Source organism: Kribbella sp. NPDC020701 (assembly GCF_055562215.1).
In genome coordinates, this window is record NZ_JBVHFT010000001.1 from 176,774 (window position 1) to 196,631 (window position 19,858).

General features: G+C 69.0%; 15 protein-coding genes and 1 pseudogene. 15 read left to right on the forward strand and 1 reads right to left on the reverse strand.

Annotation, left to right across the window (positions count from 1 at the left end; genetic code table 11):
- Positions 1-20 precede the first annotated feature (20 nt).
- The 15 genes and pseudogenes from ACZ3HV_RS00815 (at position 21) to ACZ3HV_RS00885 (ending at position 16,236) form a co-directional block, all read left to right on the forward strand.
- On the forward strand, positions 21-1,547 hold the full coding sequence (locus ACZ3HV_RS00815) for a UDP-N-acetylmuramoyl-L-alanyl-D-glutamate--2,6-diaminopimelate ligase (RefSeq protein ID WP_465679627.1): 1,527 nt from the start codon (positions 21-23) through the stop codon (positions 1,545-1,547).
- The gene (locus ACZ3HV_RS00820) at positions 1,544-2,938 is read left to right on the forward strand and encodes a UDP-N-acetylmuramoyl-tripeptide--D-alanyl-D-alanine ligase (RefSeq protein WP_465679628.1); all 1,395 of its coding nucleotides are present in this window, start codon (positions 1,544-1,546) and stop codon (positions 2,936-2,938) included. The genes ACZ3HV_RS00815 and ACZ3HV_RS00820 overlap by 4 nt, the downstream gene beginning before the upstream one ends.
- The gene (gene mraY, locus ACZ3HV_RS00825; protein WP_360365696.1) at positions 2,935-4,011 is read left to right on the forward strand and encodes a phospho-N-acetylmuramoyl-pentapeptide-transferase; all 1,077 of its coding nucleotides are present in this window, start codon (positions 2,935-2,937) and stop codon (positions 4,009-4,011) included. Before ACZ3HV_RS00820 ends, mraY begins: the two co-directional genes overlap by 4 nt.
- The gene (murD, locus tag ACZ3HV_RS00830; protein WP_465679629.1) at positions 3,996-5,444 is read left to right on the forward strand and encodes a UDP-N-acetylmuramoyl-L-alanine--D-glutamate ligase; all 1,449 of its coding nucleotides are present in this window, start codon (positions 3,996-3,998) and stop codon (positions 5,442-5,444) included. Before mraY ends, murD begins: the two co-directional genes overlap by 16 nt.
- Positions 5,445-5,458: 14 nt before the next feature.
- On the forward strand, positions 5,459-6,703 hold the full coding sequence (gene ftsW / locus ACZ3HV_RS00835) for a putative lipid II flippase FtsW (RefSeq protein WP_465679630.1): 1,245 nt from the start codon (positions 5,459-5,461) through the stop codon (positions 6,701-6,703).
- 26 nt (positions 6,704-6,729) lie between these two features.
- The gene (gene murG, locus ACZ3HV_RS00840) at positions 6,730-7,818 is read left to right on the forward strand and encodes an undecaprenyldiphospho-muramoylpentapeptide beta-N-acetylglucosaminyltransferase (protein WP_465679631.1); all 1,089 of its coding nucleotides are present in this window, start codon (positions 6,730-6,732) and stop codon (positions 7,816-7,818) included.
- Positions 7,815-9,275: a UDP-N-acetylmuramate--L-alanine ligase gene (murC, locus tag ACZ3HV_RS00845; RefSeq protein ID WP_465679633.1), complete on the forward strand. Its 1,461-nt coding sequence runs from the start codon at positions 7,815-7,817 to the stop codon at positions 9,273-9,275. The genes murG and murC overlap by 4 nt, the downstream gene beginning before the upstream one ends.
- Before the next feature lie 18 nt (positions 9,276-9,293).
- Positions 9,294-10,034: a cell division protein FtsQ/DivIB gene (locus ACZ3HV_RS00850; protein WP_360365687.1), complete on the forward strand. Its 741-nt coding sequence runs from the start codon at positions 9,294-9,296 to the stop codon at positions 10,032-10,034.
- A 191-nt stretch (positions 10,035-10,225) separates the two neighbouring features.
- A pseudogene (gene ftsZ, locus ACZ3HV_RS00855) lies at positions 10,226-11,518 on the forward strand (cell division protein FtsZ); the annotation flags it as partial.
- Positions 11,519-11,847: 329 nt separating this feature from the next.
- Positions 11,848-12,837 carry a S41 family peptidase gene (locus ACZ3HV_RS00860; RefSeq protein ID WP_465679634.1) on the forward strand — a complete coding sequence of 330 codons (990 nt, stop codon included), beginning with the start codon at positions 11,848-11,850 and terminating at the stop codon, positions 12,835-12,837.
- Between the two features lie 42 nt (positions 12,838-12,879).
- Complete coding sequence (locus tag ACZ3HV_RS00865; RefSeq protein WP_465679636.1) at positions 12,880-13,611, forward strand: purine nucleoside phosphorylase YfiH/LACC1 family protein; 732 nt, start codon at positions 12,880-12,882, stop codon at positions 13,609-13,611.
- Positions 13,608-14,321: a YggS family pyridoxal phosphate-dependent enzyme gene (locus ACZ3HV_RS00870; RefSeq protein ID WP_465679637.1), complete on the forward strand. Its 714-nt coding sequence runs from the start codon at positions 13,608-13,610 to the stop codon at positions 14,319-14,321. The genes ACZ3HV_RS00865 and ACZ3HV_RS00870 overlap by 4 nt, the downstream gene beginning before the upstream one ends.
- Positions 14,322-14,392: 71 nt before the next feature.
- A complete protein-coding gene (locus ACZ3HV_RS00875) occupies positions 14,393-14,959 on the forward strand; it encodes a cell division protein SepF (RefSeq protein WP_360365680.1) in 567 nt (188 codons plus the stop codon).
- Between the two features lie 39 nt (positions 14,960-14,998).
- Positions 14,999-15,304, forward strand: coding sequence for a YggT family protein (locus ACZ3HV_RS00880; RefSeq protein WP_360365678.1), 306 nt, complete (start codon positions 14,999-15,001; stop codon positions 15,302-15,304).
- Positions 15,305-15,477: 173 nt separating this feature from the next.
- Positions 15,478-16,236, forward strand: a complete 759-nt coding sequence (locus ACZ3HV_RS00885) for a DivIVA domain-containing protein (protein WP_328521776.1) — start codon at positions 15,478-15,480, stop codon at positions 16,234-16,236.
- A gap of 348 nt (positions 16,237-16,584) precedes the next feature.
- Here ACZ3HV_RS00885 and ileS read toward each other — a convergent pair whose 3' ends face one another.
- Positions 16,585-19,737, reverse strand: a complete 3,153-nt coding sequence (ileS, locus tag ACZ3HV_RS00890) for an isoleucine--tRNA ligase (protein ID WP_465679639.1) — start codon at positions 19,735-19,737, stop codon at positions 16,585-16,587.
- Positions 19,738-19,858: the final 121 nt, after the last annotated feature.

Consider the following 19,858-nt stretch of genomic DNA (forward strand, 5'->3'; position numbering starts at 1 on the left):
GAGCGGTAGCCTCAGGGCCCGTGTCCACCCCTACTGCCGCAGGCGGCGCCGTCGCAGCGATCAGGCCACGGCACGTCGTGCCGGTGAGCCTCTCCGACGTCGCCCGGATGGCCGCAGCAGCGGTCCCAGCGGGTCCGCGTGTCGACGTCACCGGCGTCTCACTCGACTCCCGCTCTGTCCTCCCTGGCGACCTGTACGCCGCTCTCCCCGGTGCCGTCACGCATGGCGCTGAGTACGCCGCGACTGCACACCAGTCCGGCGCGGTCGCCGTACTGACCGACCCGACCGGCCAGGAGCGGGCTGCGGCAACCGGTCTCCCGGTGCTCGTGGTCGACAAGCCGCGCGACGTGCTCGGTGCGGTCGCGGCCCGGATCTACGGCGAGCCGACCAGTGAGCTGCGGCTGCTCGGGATCACCGGCACCAACGGCAAGACCACGACCTGCTTCCTGCTGGACTCGGTGTTGCGGGAGGTCGGTCGGACGGCGTTGATCGGGACGATCGAGACCCGGATCGGCGACGAGGTCGTGAAGAGCGTCCGGACCACTCCGGAGGCCACCGACCTGCAGGCGCTGTTCGCGGTGATGCGCGAGCAGTCGGTCGCGTGGTGCGCGATGGAGGTGTCCAGTCACGCGCTGGCGATGGGCCGGGTCGACGGGGCCCGGTTCGCGGTGGCCGGGTTCACCAACCTGACGCAGGACCACCTGGACTTCCACCACACGTTCGAGGAGTACTTCGCGGCGAAGGCCTCACTGTTCACCCCGGAGCGGTGTGATGTCGCGGTGGTGATGATCGATGACGAGTACGGACGCCGCCTCGCCGCGCAGACCGTCGTACCGCTCGTCACCGCCTCCACCAAGGGTGACGCCGACTGGACGGTCGCGAACCGGCATGAGTCCGAGCACGGTACGACCGTGCTGGACATCCAGGGGCCGAACGAATGGCTGACCGTGGAGATCGCGTTGCCCGGTGACTTCAACGTGGCGAACGCGCTGCTCGCGACTGTGATGCTGCGGCAGCTCGACGTACCCGCCGAGGCGATCGCGACCGGGCTGCGGACCGCGACCGTACCGGGCCGGATGGAGACGTTCACCCGTCAGGACGGTCTGGCGGTGATCGTCGACTACGCGCACACCCCGGACGCGGTCGAGCTGGCGCTGCGGGCCGCTCGGGGTGCGACCAAGGGCAGGCTGTTCGCTATCGTCGGGTGCGGTGGTGACCGCGATCCCGGCAAGCGGCCGGCGATGGGTGCCGCGGCGGCCCGGACGGCGGACGTCGTGATCGTCACCGACGACAACCCGCGCAGCGAGGACCCGGCCACCATCCGCGCGGCCGCCCTCGAAGGCGCGCGGCAGGCGTTGCCCGGTGTCGACCTGCACGAGATCGGCGACCGCCGGCAGGCCATCGCGACCGCGATCGAGCTGGCCGGTCCGGGCGACACCGTCGTCGTACTCGGCAAGGGACATGAGACAGGCCAGGACGTCGGCGGTGTGATCCACCCGTTCGACGATCGCCAAACCGTGCGTGAGCTGTTGGAGGCAGACCGGTGATCCCTGTCAGTTGCGGCGAGATCGCCGACGCTGTGAACGGCGAGCTCACGGGGGTCGCCCCGTCGGCCGTCGTGGACGGCGCGGTGGTGATCGACTCGCGAGCCGCCGGCCCCGGTGGGCTGTTCGTCGCCCTGCCGGGCGAGAACGTCGACGGGCACGACTACGTCGGTACGGCGACCGCCGCGGGGGTCACGGTGTCACTGACGGCCCGGCCGGTCGAGGGCAGCCCGTGCATCGTCGTCGCGGACCCACAGGCCGCGCTCGGAGCGCTGGCCCGGTTGGTGGTCGGTCGCCTTCCCGACCTGACCGTGATCGCCCTGACCGGATCGTCCGGCAAGACCAGTACCAAGGACCTGATCGGGCAGCTGATCCGCTCTTACGGCGAGACCGTGGTGCCGGAGGGCTCGTTCAACAACGAGATCGGGCACCCCCTCACCGCGCTGCAGGCGACGGAGCGCACGAAGTACCTCGTCGCCGAGATGGGCGCGCGGCACCAGGGTGACATCACCTACCTGGCCGGGATCACGCCGCCGAAGATCGGGCTGGTGCTGAATATCGGTACGTCACACATCGGCGAGTTCGGGTCCCAGGACAACATCGCGGTCGCCAAGGGCGAGATGATCGAGGCTGTGACCGCCGGCGGCACCGCATTGCTCAACGCCGACGACCATCGCGTTGCCGCGATGCGGAGCCGGACGAAGGAACGGGTGCTGACCTTCGGCGAGGCTCCTGAGGCCGACATCCGGGCCGAGGGCGTGAAGCTCGACGCCGAAGGGCAGCCCGCCTTCACCCTGCGCATCGGTGACTTCAGCGGCGACATCCAGCTGCAGTTCATCGGCGAGCACTACGTGTCGAACGCGCTGGCCGCCGCTGCTGTCGGGGCGGCGATCGGTATGACTCCCGAGCAGCTCGCGGAAGGCCTCAACGCCGCCACGCGAGTGTCCGCGGCGCGGATGGAGCTGACCGAGCGCGCGGACGGCGTGACGATCATCAACGACGCCTTCAACGCCAACCCGGACTCGACGCGCGCCGCGCTGAAGGCACTGGTCGCGATCGGCCGGTCGCGCGGGGCGCGGACCTGGGCTGTGCTGGGCGAGATGCTCGAGCTGGGCGATGCGTCGGCCGACGAGCACGACGCGATCGGGCGGCTCGTGGTGCGACTCGACGTCAACCGGCTGCTCGTGGTCGGACCGGGAGCGAAACCCATTCATCTCGGTGCCTCGCTGGAGGGCTCCTGGGGCAACGAGTCGGCCTATGTCGGCAGCATCCCGGAAGCGCTCGAGCTGCTGCGCTCCGAGCTGCGCGCGGGTGACGTCGTACTGGTGAAGTCGTCGAAGGGGTCGAAGCTCCGTAGCCTTGCGGACGCGCTGATCGAGGAGGGCGTGCAGTGATCTCGATCCTGTTCGCCGGCGCCGTCTCGATGGTGCTGACCCTGATCGGCACCCGCTGGGCGATCACCCTGCTCGCCAAGCGTGGCTACGGCCAGGAGATCCGCGACGACGGCCCGACCTCGCACCACACCAAACGCGGTACGCCGACCATGGGCGGCACCGTGTTCATCATCGCGACCATCGTCGGCTACTTCGCGGCGAAGCTGTACACGACGAGCGCGCCGACCGCCTCGGCGCTGCTGGTGCTGTTCCTGTTCGCCGGGATGGGCGCGGTCGGCTTCCTGGACGACTTCATCAAGATCTTCCGGCAGCGCAGCCTCGGTCTGCGCAGCAAGGCGAAGCTGGCCGGGCAGACCATGGTCGCGGTGGTGTTCGCCGTACTGGCGCTGCAGTTCCCCGACGAACGTGGGCAGCGGCCGGCCTCGCCGTTCATCTCGTTCATCCGCGACATCGGCTGGCTGGAACTGCCGACGATCCTCGTGGTGATCTGGATCCTGCTGCTGATCGCCGGCATGTCGAACGGCGTCAACCTCGCCGACGGCCTGGACGGTCTGGCCACCGGCGCGTCGATGATGGTGTTCGGCGCCTACACCCTGATCTGCATCTGGCAGTTCAACCAGAGCTGCGCGACCGTTCCGACCGCCAAGTGTTACGAGGTCCGCGACCCGCACGATCTGGCCGTGGTGGCGGCCGCATTGACCGGTGCGTTGTTCGGCTTCCTGTGGTGGAACGCGTCGCCGGCCAAGATCTTCATGGGTGACACCGGTTCGCTGTCGCTGGGCGGCGCGCTGTCCGGCATGGCCGTGATGACCCGGACCGAGTTGCTGGTGCTGCTGCTGGGCGGCCTGTTCGTCATCATCACCGCCTCGGTCATCCTGCAGGTCAGCTACTTCAAGCTCACCAAGCGCACCACCGGGATCGGTAAACGGATCTTCCGGATGGCGCCGTTGCAGCACCACTTCGAGATGCTCGGCTGGGAACAGGTGAACGTGGTGATCCGCTTCTGGATCATCCAGGGCCTGTGCGTGGTGATCGGTCTCGGGATCTTCTATGCAGAGTGGGTGGCCGGATGAGTCTAGACACACGCACCTCGGACGGCTGGGCGACGACGCGGTTCGTCGTTCTGGGCTTCGGTACGGCGGGTTACGCGTGCGCCGACTCGCTGCTGCAGGCCGGTGCCGAGCACCTGATCGTCCTGGACGACCGGGACAACGAGGCGCTCCGCGAGAAGGCGCAGATCCTGGAGGTCCTCGGCGCCACCGTCACCCTTGGTCCGGGCAGCACGGCGGAACTCCCCAAGGAAGTCGATGTCGTCGTGACGTCGCCCGGCGTACCGCCGCATGCGCCGCTGCTGGCCCAGGCGGCCGAGCGGGACGTGCCGATCTGGAGTGAGATCGAGCTGGCCTGGCGGCTGCGCGACCCGGCCAACGCCGCGCCGTGGCTGTGCATCACCGGCACCAACGGCAAGACCACGACCGTGCAGATGCTGACCGCGATCCTGACCGCGGCCGGTCACCGGGCCGTTGCCGCAGGCAACGTCGGGTTGCCGTTGCTCGAAGTGGTGATGGACCCCGAGCCGTACGACGTGATCGCGGTCGAGCTGTCCAGCTACCAGCTGCACTTCACGCACTCGATGTCCGCGCACGCGGCCGCCGTACTGAACCTCGCACCGGACCATGTCGACTGGCACGGCTCGATGGAGGCGTACGCCAAGGACAAGGGCCGTATCTACGAGAACTGCCAGGTCGCCTGCGTCTACAACGTGGCCGACCCGGCGACCGAGCAACTGGTGCTGGACGCGGACGTGATCGAGGGCTGCCGCGCGATCGGCTTCACCCTCGGTACGCCGGGTCCGTCGATGGTCGGCCTGGTGGACGAGTTGCTGGTCGACCGGGCGTTCGTCGAGCAGCGCGCGACCTCCGCGCTGGAGCTCGCGACGATCGACGATGTCACGCCGCCGGCGCCGCACAACGTGGCGAACGCGTTGGCCGCGGCCGCGCTGGCCCGGGCGTTCGGCGTACCGGCGACGGCGGTCCGGGACGGGCTGCGCGGGTTCCGGCCGGACAAGCACCGGATCGCGCAGGTCGCGGAGGTTGCCGGGGTCAACTATGTCGACGACTCGAAGGCGACCAACCCGCATGCGGCGCAGGCTTCGCTGCTCGCGTACGAGCACGTGGTGTGGATCGCCGGCGGCCAGGCCAAGGGTGCGACGTTCGACGAGCTGGTGATCGCGGCGCGCGAACGGTTGCGGGCCGTCGTCCTGCTCGGTCAGGACAAGGCTGTCATCGCCGAAGCACTCGAGCGACACGCACCGGATGTCCCGAGGATCGTGATCGAGTCAACGGACACTGGAGCCATGGAGATCGTGGTGGGGGAGGCGGCGAAGTTGGCACAGGCAGGTGACACCGTGCTGCTCGCGCCCGGCTGCGCATCCTGGGACATGTTCGCCAACTACGGAGCCCGCGGGGACGCCTTCGCCGAAGCCGTGCAGCGGCTCGCGAACTGATCCGGGGTGATCGCGTGACGTCGATCGCTGACCAGCCGGACCAGAAGAAGGCCGATGACCGGGCCTGGCTCGTGGCCATCCGGGAGATCCTCGACCGGCCGTTGACGTCGTACCACATCTTGCTCGGGGCAACCGGTCTGCTGCTGGTGCTCGGGCTGCTGATGGTGCTGTCGGCGTCCAGCGTGCTGTCGCTGCGCGCGAACGGGAACAGCTACACGATCTTCATCCGCCAGCTGATCTGGGTCGGCGTCGGGCTGCCGATGGCCTACGTCGCGTCCCGGATGACACCGCGGCACTTCCGCATGCTGTCGTACGTCGCTCTGCTCGGCTCGGTGTTCCTGCTCGTGATGACGTACGTCCCGGGACTCGGCGTCGGCGTGAACGGCAACACCAACTGGCTGAACCTCGGTGGACCGCTGCAGATCCAGCCGAGTGAGTTCGCCAAGCTGGCGCTGGTGATGTGGTGCGCGGATCTGTACGCGCGCAAGGAGAAGCTGCTCACCCAGTGGAAGCACCTGCTGGTCCCGATGGTGCCGGTGTGCGGTCTGGTGATCGCCCTGGTGGTCGGCCAGCACGACCTCGGTACGGCGCTCGTCCTGATGGCCGTCATGATCGGCATGATCTGGATCGTCGGCGCACCGACGCGGCTGTTCATCGCGACCATCGGTGTGGTCGGTGCGATCGCGTCGTACTTCGTCAACGCGGAGAAGTACCGGATGGAGCGGGTGACGTCGTTCCTGGACCCGTTCCAGGACCCGACCGCGGTCGGCTGGCAGGCGTATCACTCGTTCTACGCACTGTCGACCGGCGGCTGGTGGGGCGTCGGGATCGGCAACAGCCGGCAGAAGTGGGGCAACCTGCCGGAGGCGCACACCGACTTCATCTTCTCCGTGATCGGTGAGGAGCTCGGCCTGGTCGGCTCGCTCACCGTGCTCGCCCTGTTCCTCACGCTGGCCTACGCCGGGGTGCGGATCGCGACGCGGAACACCGAGCCGTTCGTCCGCTACGCGGCGGCCGGGATCACGATCTGGATCATGGCGCAGACCCTGGTCAACCTGGGTGCCGTGATCGGACTGCTACCCATCGTGGGTATCCCGCTCCCGCTTTTGTCGTACGGTGGTTCCGCATTGCTGCCGACGCTGATCGCGATCGGCATGCTGCTGTCCTTCGCGAAGGCCGAACCCGGCGCGCGGGCCGCCTTGAAGGAGACCAGGCGGCCACGTTTCGGGTGGTTGCCGTCGCGGCGAACGAACGACTGAGACAACCCGCGGGAGCGTTGAAAGCTGTGCCCAGCATCGTCCTGGCCGGTGGCGGTAGCGCCGGCCACACCTCACCCCTGATCGCAACCGCCGACGCCTTGCGCCGGCTCGACCCGACCGTCGAGATCCTCGCGCTCGGCACCGAGCGCGGCCTCGAGACCCGGGTCGTCCCGGAGGCCGGTTACCGCCTCGAACTGATCCCGCCGGTGCCGCTGCCGCGCAAGCCCACGCCGGCGCTGTTCGCCGTACCGGGCAAGATGCTCGCCTCGGTGAGCGCGGCCCGCCGGGTCCTGGACGAGGCCAAGGCCGATGTCCTGGTCGGCTTCGGGGGCTACGTCTCGACCCCCGCGTACGTCGCCGCCTGGCGCAAGAAGACCCCGATCGTCGTGCACGAGGGCAACGCCGTGCCGGGGATCGCGAACAAGTTCGCCGCCCGCTACTGCACGCAGCACGTCAAGACGTCGTTCCCCGGCACGGAACTGCCGCACGCCGAGTACGTCGGCCTGCCGATCCGGCGCGCCATCTCCCAGCTGGACCGGGCCGCGCTGCGGGCCGAGGCGCGGCAGTTCTTCGGGCTGGACCCGAACGCGCCGACGCTGATGGTGACCGGCGGTTCGCAGGGTGCGCAGCGACTGAACGAGGCGATCGCGGGCTCGGCCGCCGACCTGCAGGCGGCCGGGATCCAGGTGCTGCACGTGATCGGGCCGAAGAACACCCTCGAGGTCCCGTCGACCGGCCCGCTGCCGTACGTGGTGCTGAACTACGTGGACCGGATGGACCTCGCGTACGCCGCCGCCGACCTCGTCGTGTGCCGGTCGGGTGCGAACACCGTGACCGAGGTGTCGGGCGTCGGCCTGCCGGCGATCTACGTTCCGCTGCCACACGGTAACGGTGAGCAAGCCCTGAACGCCAAGCCGGTGGTGGATGCGGGCGGCGGCCTGCTGGTGGACAACGCGACGGTGACCGCTGACTGGGTTCGGGCGAATGTTCCGCAACTTCTGCTCGACTCCGCGCGTCTGACAGCCATGTCCACAGCAGCGAAGGGCTTGATCCGGACCGACGCCGACGAGCGATTGGCGCGGATCATCCTGGATGTGGTGAGGTCTGCTTCGTGATCGTCACCGCTCCTGACACGACGCTGCCCGCGGAGAAGCTGGGCAAGGTCCACTTCGTCGGTATCGGCGGCGCCGGCATGTCCGGCATCGCCAGGATCATGGCGTCCCGTGGCATCGAGGTGTCCGGTTCCGACGCCAAGGACGGCAAGGTGCTGGCCGCGCTGCGCGCGCTCGGTGCCACTTGCTGGGTCGGTCACGCCGCAGAGCATGTCGCCGATGTCGACACCGTGGTGGTGTCGACCGCGATCCGCGAGACGAACCCCGAGGTGGTCGCTGCCCGGGCCGCCGGGATCCCGATCCTGCCGCGGGCCGCCGCGCTCGCCTCGGTGATGGTCGGCCGCCGCACGCTCGCGGTAGCCGGTACCCACGGCAAGACCACCACGACCTCGATGCTGACCGTGGCACTGCAGCACTGTGCGGTCGATCCGTCGTACGCGATCGGCGGCAACCTGAACGAGTCGGGCTCGAACGCCCACGACGGCACCGGTGACCTGTTCGTCGCCGAGGCGGACGAGTCGGACAAGTCGTTCCTGACCTACACGCCCGAGGTGTCGATCGTCACATCGGTCGAGCCGGATCACCTGGACAACTACGGCGACGAGGCCAGCTACCGGCTCGCCTTCGAGCAGTTCTGCGACCGGGTGATCCCGAACGGCTTCATGGTGATGTGCTTCGACGATGCCGGGGCGCGGAAGCTGGCCGAGTTCGCTCGCGCGCGCGGTATCGACGTACGGACGTACGGCGAGTCGGAGGACGCGGACCTGCGGGTCACCGAGATCACCGCGACCGGGGCGACGCAGTCGTTCGTACCGGTGTACCGCGGGCGCAAGCTGCCGATGGTGCAGCTGCAGCAGGCGGGTAAGCACAACGCGCTGAACGCGTCGGCGGCGTTGACCGTCGGGCTCGGGCTCGGGTTCTCGGCGGCCGATCTGGCCGAGGGGCTGGCGTCGTTCACCGGCACCGGGCGGCGGTTCGAGTTCAAGGGGCTCGAGGACGGCGTGCGGGTGTTCGACTCGTACGCCCACCACCCGACCGAGCTGGCCGTGGACCTGACGGCGGCGCGGCAGGTCGCGGGGGAGGGGCGCGTGATCGCGTGCTTCCAGCCGCACCTGTTCAGCCGGACCAGGATCTTCGCCACCCAGTTCTCCGATGCGCTCGCGCTGGCCGACGAGGTCGTCGTGATGGACGTGTTCGCCGCCCGGGAGGACCCCGAGCCGGGTGTGACCGGTGCCCTGATCGCCAACCACGTGCCGCTGAAGCCTGAGCAGGTGCGGTTCGAGCCGTCGTGGTCCGCCGTACCGCAACTGGTCGCGGACCTGGCCGAGTCGGGCGACCTGGTGGTGACGCTGGGCGCCGGTGACGTGACCCTGATCGGCCCGGAAGTCGTTGGTTTGCTGGCCGAACGCGCCGCCGCCCGCGAGTCTGCGCAAGAGGCCCTCGCTCCTGTGGTGGAGTAAAAGGGTGGGGTTGACTGAATGAGCCAGAGCGCTGATCTGGCTCGGGCACAGCAGCGGTTCGCGCGCCGGCAACGGCTGGTGCGCTGGCGGAGTTGGCTTCCGTGGGCGATCGGCGGCGCGCTGGCCGTGCTGGCCGGGCTGATCGTCTGGCTGTTCTACTACTCGTCCGCGTTCGCGGTGGCCGGGGTCCGGGTGAGCGGTGCGGATACGGTGCCGGTGGCAACGATCGAGCAGGAGGCGGCGGCGCCGGTGGGTACTCCGCTGGCGAAGGTCGACCTGCGTTCGATCGCGGACCGGGTCCGGACCATTCCGGCGGTCGCGGACGCGCAGGTGACCCGCGCCTGGCCGAACAAGATCGTGATCGTGGTTACCGAGCGGGTACCGGTGGTCGTGGTCACCGACGGCTCGCGGTTCGAGCTGGTGGACGCGACCGGTACGACGTTCAAGACGGTGCCCGACCGGCCGGCCGGGCTACCGGAGGCCAAGGTGTCCGGCACCCGGCGCGACGTCACGGTCCGGTCGCTGGTGACGGTTTCGGCGGCGCTGCCGGACACGTTGCGGGCGCAGGTGAGCTCGATCTCGGCACTGTCGCCGGACTCGATCACCCTCAACCTGTCGTCCGGGGTGAAGGTCGTTTGGGGCAGTTCCGATGACAGCGAGCGCAAGGCGGAGGTACTCAGCGTGCTGATGAAGCGCCAGGCGAAGGTGTACGACGTCTCGGCGCCCGATCTCCCTGTCACCAAAGGGGAAAAGCGATGACGGATCACATCACGGGAGTGTGCGGCGAGGCGCGTGGACATCGCCCGAACCGGTCCCGTAGCGTGCGGCGTAATCTAAAGTTGACATAACTCTAAGCATCCACTTGAGGTTCAGTCTTTTCGCTGGAACTTTTCGCTGGAACAGGGGCCAACCGGCCACAACGGGAACAGAACGAGGCGAGAGGCGCGGACGTGGCGGCACCGCAGAACTACCTGGCACTCATCAAGGTCGTCGGCATCGGCGGAGGCGGCGTGAACGCCGTCAACCGGATGATCGAGCACGGTCTGAAGGGCGTTGAGTTCATCGCCATCAACACCGACGCGCAGGCGCTGCTGATGAGCGACGCGGACGTCAAGCTCGACATCGGCCGGGAGGAGACCCGCGGCCTCGGCGCCGGCGCGAACCCGGCGATCGGGCAGAAGGCCGCCGAGGACCACGCGGAGGAGATCGAGGAGGCGCTCAAGGGCGCCGACATGGTCTTCGTCACCGCGGGCGAGGGTGGCGGCACCGGCACCGGTGGCGCGCCGGTGGTGTCGCGGATCGCGCGCTCGCTCGGTGCGCTGACCATCGGTGTGGTGACCCGGCCGTTCTCGTTCGAGGGCAAGCGCCGTGCGACCCAGGCGGAGGACGGTATCGCCGCCCTCCGTGAGGAAGTCGACACCCTGATCGTCATCCCGAATGACCGCCTGCTGACCATCTCCGACCGCGCGGTGTCCGTGCTGGACGCGTTCAAGCAGGCCGACCAGGTGCTGCTGCAAGGTGTGTCCGGTATCACCGACCTGATCACCACGCCGGGTCTGATCAACGTGGACTTCGCCGACGTCAAGGCGGTCATGTCGAACGCCGGCTCGGCGCTGATGGGCATCGGCTCGTCCCGCGGCGAGGACCGCGCCGTGGCGGCGGCCGAGGCGGCCATCTCGTCTCCGTTGCTTGAGGCAAGTATCGAGGGTGCGCACGGCGTGCTGCTGTCGATCGCGGGCGGTTCCGACCTGGGCCTGTTCGAGATCAACGAGGCGGCCCAGCTGGTCTCGGAGTCCGCGCACACCGACGCGAACATCATCTTCGGCGCGGTCATCGACGACGCCCTCGGCGACGAGGTGCGGGTCACCGTGATCGCGGCCGGCTTCGACGGCGGGATGCCGAAGCGGCGCGAGCAGGCGATGAACCAGGCCCGCCCGCAGACGTCCCGGCCGGCCCAGCAGTCGTACTCGGCGCCGGCGTCGACCGCCCCGGCGGGAACCCAGAACGGCCAGCAGGCCGGCCAGCCCGCGACCGGTCAGCCGCCCGTGGGTCAGCCTGCCGACGGCCAGTTCGCTGCCGGCGCAACCCAGTCCGCGAGTGGTCAGCCCGGCGCCGGCCAGGCCATCGGTAGTCAGCCGGGTGCCGCGGCCGGTCAGTCCTCGAACGGGCAGGCAGGGCCCGGACAGTTCACGAACCCGCCGACGCCGACCGACGACACCGTTCCGGTGCCGGCGTCGACGGAGGGCCGTCCGGGTGCGGGGACGACCAACTCGGCCCGGCCGCAGCCCGGCGACCCGGTCCGCACGGTCCAGTCGGGCCAGCAGTCGACGCAGCCGGCACCGCACACGCCGGCCTCACCGACCGCGCCGGCCACCCAGCACTCCTGGCCCACGAACGGCCCGAGCAGCGCGGGTTCGAACGGCGGCTCGGCCTCCGGGTCCAACCCGTCGACCGGCTCCACCCCGACCCGCCCGCCCCGCAAGCCCGAGCCCGAAGAAGACCTCGACATCCCCGACTTCCTCAAGTAGCTAATTCGGGCACGACGGGCCATGGCGGTGCTTCACTGACCGCCATGCGTAAAGACGAGATCGCTGCAGTCATCGACCAGGTCGCCTCGCTGGTCCGGACCCACTATGTGTTCCCCGAGGTCGGTGCGTCGGTCGCCGACCGGCTGACCGCGGCCGGGTCGGACGGCCGGTACGACGACGTGACCGAGCCGGTGGAGCTGGCCGAACGCATCACCGCCGATCTCCAGGTCGGCAACGAGGACAAGCACCTGCGGCTGCTGTACCACATTGACGAACTGTTCGACGAGGGCGCCGACCCGGTCGCCGAGGAGGCGGCCTGGGTCCGGCGGGTCGAGCTGAACGCGGCCGGGATGGCGCGAGCGGAGCGGCTGGCCGGCAATGTCGGCGTACTCGAGATCCGGCCGACGCTCTTCGAGCCGAAGCACGCGGGAGCCGCGGCGGCCGGGGCGATGGCGATGCTGTGGGCGACCGACGCGTTGCTGCTGGATCTGCGCGGTTGCCGAGGTGGTTCGCCGGACATGGTCGCGCTGCTGTGCAGCTACCTGTTCGAGGACGAGCCGGTCCACCTGAACGACCTTGTCACGCCGTCCGCCGGGACAGTCCGCCAGTACTGGACTGTGCCGCAGCTGGTCGGCCCCCGGTTCGGCGGCAGCAAACCGATCTGGGTGCTGACGTCGGCGACCACCTTCTCGGCGGCGGAGGAGCTGACCTACAACCTGCAGCAGCTCAAGCGCGCTGTCGTGGTCGGTGAACGCACGCGGGGTGGTGCCCATCCGCGCGAAGGATTCACAGTCCACCCGCACCTCGAAGCCACCGTTCCGATCCAACGGGCGGTCAATCCGGTGTCCGGGACGAACTGGGAGGGCACCGGGATCACGCCTGATCTGGAGGTGGCGGCCGAGGCCGCGTTCGCGGTGGCCTACGGTCACGCGCTGGATCACGTCGTCGGCCTGGGGGACGGCGACGGGCGCCGCGAAGTCGCCGAGGAGGCGCAGACGGCGCTCGCCGGGCTGCGCGCGACTCCCACCAGCTGAGCCGGTCCGGCCTGAGCTGACCCGGCTGGATAGCCTTCAGGTGTGTTCGGCTACGACGAGGTTCTCGAGGATGTCCGCTTCGCCTTCACCGATCGCTTCGGGGGGACGAGCAAGGCGCCGTACGGCGAACTGAACCTCGGCGGAGCCGGTGAGGATCCCGCGTTGATCGGCGAGAACTTCCGCCGCATCGGCGCCGCCTTCGGAGTCCCGCCCGAGGCCGTCGTCCGGGTCAGCCAGGTCCATGGCCGCGACGTTCATGTGGTCGCCCCCGGCGACGAGCTGCCGCTCGCTCCGACACCGACCGCGGACGCGATCGTCACCACCCGGTCCGACATCGTGCTGGCGGTTCGGGCCGCCGACTGCCTGCCCGTCCTGCTGGCCGACCCGGTGAACGGCGTCATCGGTGCCGCACACTCCGGACGGCCGGGGATGTACCTCGGTGTCGTGCCGGCAACCGTCGAAGCGATGCGTGACCTCGGCGCCACCCGGATCACCGCTGTCCTCGGGCCGTACGCCTGCGGCAAGTGCTACGAGGTGCCGGAGCAGATGCGGGCCGAGATCGTCGAGCGCGTGCCCGCGTCGTACTCCGAGACGAGTTGGGGGACGCCGGCGCTGGACGTGGCCGCCGGGGTGACGGCACAACTCGCCGAGCTGGGGGTCGAGGTGATCGATCGGACCGCCTGCACGATCGAGTCGGACAGCCTCTACTCCTATCGGCGCGAAGGCAAGGTCAGTGGCCGGCAGGCCGGGCTGATCAAGCTGGCCGCGGGATGAGCGCACGCGAGGAGGAGCTGCGGGCGAATCTGCGGCTGGTCCGGGAGCGGATCGAGAAGGCCTGTCAGGCGGCCGGGAGGGCTCCGGACGAGGTCACCCTTGTCGCGATCACCAAAACCTTCCCAGTCAGCGACGTACGGGCACTGGCGGCCCTCGGGGTTCACGACGTCGGCGAGAACCGTGAGCAGGAACTCAAGGCGAAGGCGCCGGACTGCCCGGAGCTCACCTGGCACTTCGTCGGTCAGCTGCAGTCGAAGAAGGCTCGCTCGGTGGTCCGCTCCGCGGCGGTCGTGCATTCGGTCGACCGGTCGTCACTGGTCGCCGCGCTGTCCAAGGCCGCGGTCGCGGAGGAGAAGACGCTTCGCTGCCTTCTCCAGGTGAGCCTCGCGTCGTATGGATCCACGGATGCCGCGACCGGCGCCGCACGCGGTGGTGTCGAGCCGGACGCCGTACTGGAGCTGGCCGCAGACGTTGCCGCGGCGGACGGGCTCGAGCTCGGCGGGGTGATGGCGGTGGCACCGCTCGGATCGGACCCCGGCGAAGCCTTCGCCGGCCTGCACGACGTAGCCTCCCGACTACGCTCCGAACACCCCGGCGCCGACTGGATCTCGGCCGGAATGACCGGTGATCTGGAGGCGGCGATCAGGCACGGGGCGACACACGTGCGGCTCGGGCGCGCCTTACTCGGTACGCGTCCTCCACTCGGTTAGTGTCGACATCGAGCGGGTTTTGCTTCCTGCTCACCGTTGTCGTCGAAACCGGATCGAGGGGTCGGAGGGCCATGAGCGGCGCGCTGCGCAAGATGGGTGTCTACCTCGGCTTGGTCGAGGACGGGGAGCGCTACAACGCGCGGTACGACGACGAGTACGACGACTACGAAGAGTTCGACGACGAAGCCGTCGACGGGGAGTCCCACGAGCCCGAGCCGGTGCCCGCCGGCCGGGAGAGTCGCGAGACCCGTGAATCGCGCACCGAGTCGTCGACGAACTCAGGTCGCGAGGAGCAGGGCGCGACGGTCAGCAAGTTTCCAGATCGACGTGGTGTCGCACCGTCACCGGAGGTTACCGAGTTGGCCCGCATCACCACCGTGCACCCGCGCAGCTACAACGAGGCGCGAGTCATCGGTGAGCACTTCCGCGACGGGACGCCCGTCATCATGAACCTGACCGAGATGGACCACGCCGACGCCAAGCGGCTGGTCGACTTCGCCGCCGGGCTGATCTTCTGCTGCCGTGGATCGATCGAACGGATCACCACCAAGGTCTTCCTGGTCTGCCCGCCGAACGTGACTGTCGCCGCCGAGGAGAAGGAGAAGATCGCCGCGGACGGGTTCTACAACCAGAGCTGATCGCTCTGCCTTCCGCTGTCTTCTACACTCTTTGACGACATGGTTGCTCTAGCGCTCGTCCTCAGTGTTCTCAGCTGGGTGCTGCTCGCCTTCTTCCTCGTGCTGGTGGCGCGGTTCGTGCTCAGTCTGATCGTCATGTTCGCGCCGCAGTGGCACCCGAAGGGGCCGTTGCTGCTCTTCTTCGAGATGATCTACTCGATCACCGATCCGTTCCTGCGGCCGCTGCGCCGCATCCTGCCCCCGATCGGGGCCGGCGGGGTGCGGATCGACCTGTCCATGCTGATGCTCTTCGTGATCGTGTCGGTGGCGATGTCCATCAACTCGACCGCTTTGCGCTCACTGTGAGGGTGAGGACGTCACGAACCGGGTAGGTAGAGTCAGTCTCGAAATGGGGAACTCCGGGCGTTGTCGCCCGCCCGGATTCCGTTCTAAGACAACGAAGCGATAACGTGATCTACTGAGTCGCCGAGGTGAAGGCCACGGGGACTCCGCCAAGACACAGACAAACGAGGTGAAAGATGCCGCTGACGCCGGATGACGTCCGCTCGAAGCAATTCACGCCCGTCCGACTACGGGAGGGCTACGACGTCACTGAGGTCGACTCCTTCCTCGACGAGGTCGAAGCCGAGCTCGAGCGACTTCTCGCCGAGAACGAGGAGCTGCGGGCCAAGCTCGCGGCGGCTCAGCGCGCGGGTGCCGGTCAGGAACGGCCGGTCGACCAGACCGCCGCGCTGCCGCCCGTCGTGCAGCAGCCGAAGCCCCCGGTCGTGGTCGAGAAGCCGGAAGAGAAGCCGCCCGTGGTGCCCGCTGTAGCGGCCGCGGGGGCTGCTGCGGCAGCAGGTACCGTCGGGGACGCTTCCAGCTCCGCCGTGCGGCTGCTGGAGATGGCCACCAAGCACTCCGACGACCTGGTCCAGGAGGCGAAGGACACCGCCGACAAGATCATCGGCGAGGCCCGCGCCAAGGCCGAGCGGCTGGAGAACGAGGCTCGCGGCAAGGCCGACCGGATGACCGGCGAGGCCCGTGCCCGCGCCGAGAAGCTGGACGGCGAGATCGCCGAGCGCCGCGCTCAGATGCTGGGCACGCTGGAGAAGCAGAAGGGCCAGCTGGAGCGCACGATCGACGACCTGCACGCCTACGAGCGCGAGTACCGCAGCCGGCTGAAGACGTACTTCACCGAGCAGCTCAAGGCGCTGGGCAACGGCGACGACACGCTCAGCCCGCGGAACGGGTTCCGTCCCGAGGCCCGCGCGCAGGCGCACGGTCACGGCGTCTAAACCTCTGACAAGAGGCGGTGCTTTCCGGCGGCACCGCCTCTTCGTCATGTCCGGACCCTTTTGACACACCGTCCGGATGTGGTGACACGGTGTCAAAGACAGGGGGGAGCGTCCCGGTACGGCTCCCACACTCGTTGCCGGGTCGCCGCATCGCCGACCCACTCCGCGTGCCAGTCCGCGACAGCGACCTCGTGACCGGCCTCGAAGTCGGTTGTCGATCTGGAGAAGCGCGGCTATCTCAGCCGCCGGCCGGATCCCGCCGATGCACGCGCCCGGCAGGTGGCGCTGACCGCCCGCTCGGCGCGAGCCCGGCATTGCGGGCTCGCGCCGTACGACCGCCGCGCTGACTCAGACTCGAGTCAGCCAGTAGGTCAGCTGCAGGTCCTCTTCGGTGCCGGTGGCAACGTCGGCGGACTCCGACGGCGCCGACTGGGTCAGCTCGACGGCCAGGACCTCGCGGGCGATCTCGTCGGCGTGCTTGCCCAGGGCATCGGTCAGTTCGGTATCGGTCGAGGTGAGCCAGACCTTGATCCGGTCCGACACCTCGAGGCCGGCATTCTTCCGGACCTCCTGCAGCGTCCGGACCACCTCGCGGGCCAGGCCGGCCTGCTTGAGCTCCGGCGTGACCTCGAGGTCGAGAGCAACGGTCTCGCCCTGCTCGTTCACCACCGACCAGCCTTCCTTCGGCCGCTCGGACAGCAGGACCTCCGCCTCACCGACCTCGACCTCCGAACCGTCGACGACGACCGTAGCCGTCCCCGACGCCTTCAGCGAGGCGGCCAGGGCTCCGGCGTCGGCCGCGGCGATGGCGGCGGCAACCACCGGGGTCTGCTTGGCGAACCGCTTGCCGAGCTCGCGGAAGTTGCCCTTCGCAGAGAACTCGACCAGATCCGCACCTGCCGAGGACAGCGGTTCCACCGAGCCCACGTTGAGTTCGTCGGCGATCTCCCGCAGCAGTTCCGGCGACAGGTCCGCGATCGCGGCCGACCCGACGAGTGCCCGGGACAGCGGCTGGCGGGTGCGCACCTTCGCCTCCGCGCGCGCCGACCGGCCGAGCTCGACGACACGCCGGGCCATCGACACGTGCTGCGCGAGTACGTCGTCGATCAGCGTCTCGTCGTACGTCGGGAACGCGCTGAGGTGAACCGACTCCGGCAGGCCGGGCGTGACCGGGCGGAACACGTCCTGCCAGACGCGCTCGGTGACGAACGGCATCAGCGGCGCCATCACCCGGGTCAGCACGTCGAGCGTCTCGTGCAGCGTCGCCAGCGCGCCGGCGTCACCGGACCAGAACCGGCGGCGGGACCGCCGTACGTACCAGTTCGAGAGCACGTCGACGAACGAGTTGACCAGCAGGCCGAGCCGCTGCGTGTCGTAGGCGGCGTACGCCTCGTCGGTGTCCCGGACCAGCCGGTGCGTCTCGCTGACCAGCCAGCGGTCCAGCACCGAGCGATCCGCGACCGCGGGGGCGTCGGTGGGTGACCAGTCGGCCAGCCGTGCGTACAGGACGTGGAACGCGACCGTGTTCCAGTAGGTGAGCAGCACCTTCCGGACGATCTCGTTCAGCACGTTCGGGCCGATGCCACGCGCCTTCCACGGTGAGCCCGACGCGGCCATGAACCAGCGCACCGCGTCCGCGCTGTGGTCGTCCATCAGCGGGATCGGCTCGAGGATGTTGCCCAGGTGCTTGGACATCTTCCGGCCGTCCTCGGCCAGGATGTGCCCGAGGCAGACGACGTTGCGGTACGACGACTCGTCGAAGACCAGCGTGCCGATCGCCATCAGCGTGTAGAACCAGCCACGGGTCTGGTCGATCGCCTCGGAGATGAAGTCGGCCGGGTACGTCTGCTCGAACTTCTCCTTCGACCCCTCCGCCCACGGGTAGCCCCACTGCGCGAACGGCATCGCGCCCGAGTCGTACCAGGCGTCGATGACCTCGGGCACGCGGCGAGCCTCGCCACCACAGGTCGGGCAGGCGAAGGTGATGTCGTCGACGTACGGCCGGTGCGGGTCGGTCTCGCTCAGGTCCCGTCCGGCCAGGTCACCGAGCTCGGCCAGCGAACCCACGCAGACCTGGTGGTCGTCCTCGCATCGCCAGATCGGCAGCGGCGTACCCCAGTAGCGCGAGCGCGAGACGGCCCAGTCGATGTTGTTGCGCAGCCAGTCGCCGTACCGGCCCCACTTGACCGAGTCCGGATACCAGTTGGTCTTCTCGTTCTCCCGGAGCAGGGCGTCCTTCACCTGCGTGGTGCGGATGTACCAGGACGGGAGGGCGTAGTACATGACCGGGGTGTGGCAGCGCCAGCAGTGCGGGTACGGGTGCTCGTACGGCACGTGCCGGAACAGGACGCCGCGGGCCTGGAGGTCCTTGACCAGGTCCTCGTCGGCCTTCTTGAAGAACTGCCCGCCGACCAGCGGCACGTCGGCGGCGAAGTGACCGTCTGAGTCCACCGGGTTCACCACCGGCAGGTTGTACGCGCGGCCCACCGCGAGGTCGTCCGCACCGAACGCGGGGGACTGGTGCACCAGACCGGTGCCGTCCTCGGTGGTGACGTAGTCCGCGAGTACGACGTAGTGCGCCGGCTCGGTGAACTCCACCAGCTCGAACGGCCGCTGGTAGGTCCACCGCTCCATCTCGCGACCGCCGTACTGACCGGTCACCGTCCAGCCCTCGCCGAGCCTGTCCAGTAGCGGCTCCGCCACCACCAGGGACTCGTTGCCGTCGGTGGCGACGACGTACTGGACATCCGGGTGCACTGCGACCGCGGTGTTTGAAACGAGTGTCCAAGGAGTCGTGGTCCAGACCAGGAGCGACGCCTGACCGGCCAACGGGCCTGACGTCAGCGGGAAGCGCACGTACACCGAGGGGTCGACGACCGTCTCGTAGCCCTGGGCGAGCTCGTGGTCGGACAGTCCGGTGCCACAGCGCGGGCAGTACGGCGTGATGCGGTAGTCCTCGACCAGCAGTCCCTTGTCGTGGACCTGCTTGAGCGACCACCAGACGGACTGGACGTACTCCGGGTCCATGGTCCGGTACGGGCGCTCGAGGTCCACCCAGTAGCCCATCCGGACCGTGAGCTCGTTGAACGCGTCCACGTGCCGCAGCACCGACGCACGGCACTTGGCGTTGAACTCGGCGATGCCGTACGCCTCGATGTCGTTCTTGCCGTTGAAGCCGAGCTCCTTCTCCACCGCGACCTCGACGGGCAGGCCATGGCAGTCCCAGCCGGCCTTGCGCTCGACCCAGAAGCCCTTCATGGTCCGGTAGCGCGGGAAGACGTCCTTGAAGACGCGCGCCTCGATGTGGTGGGTGCCGGGCATGCCGTTCGCGGTCGGCGGGCCCTCGAAGAACGTCCACGGCTGCCCGCCGGCGGACTGCTCGAGGCTCTTGGTGAACGTGTCGTGCTCGTCCCAGAGGGTGAGCACCTCCCGCTCGAGCGCAGGGAAGTCGACCTGGGCAGGAACCTGCCGCCAGGGAGTGTTCGGGCTCTGTGCCGCCATCTTCCGTCGTCCTTCGTCGCCAGTGACCTGCTGACGAGGGACGAAGCACCGGACACATTTGCCCGTTACCGCGCGGTACCACCCTCCTTGGTGACCCTGAGTACGGTCACCCACTTCCTTC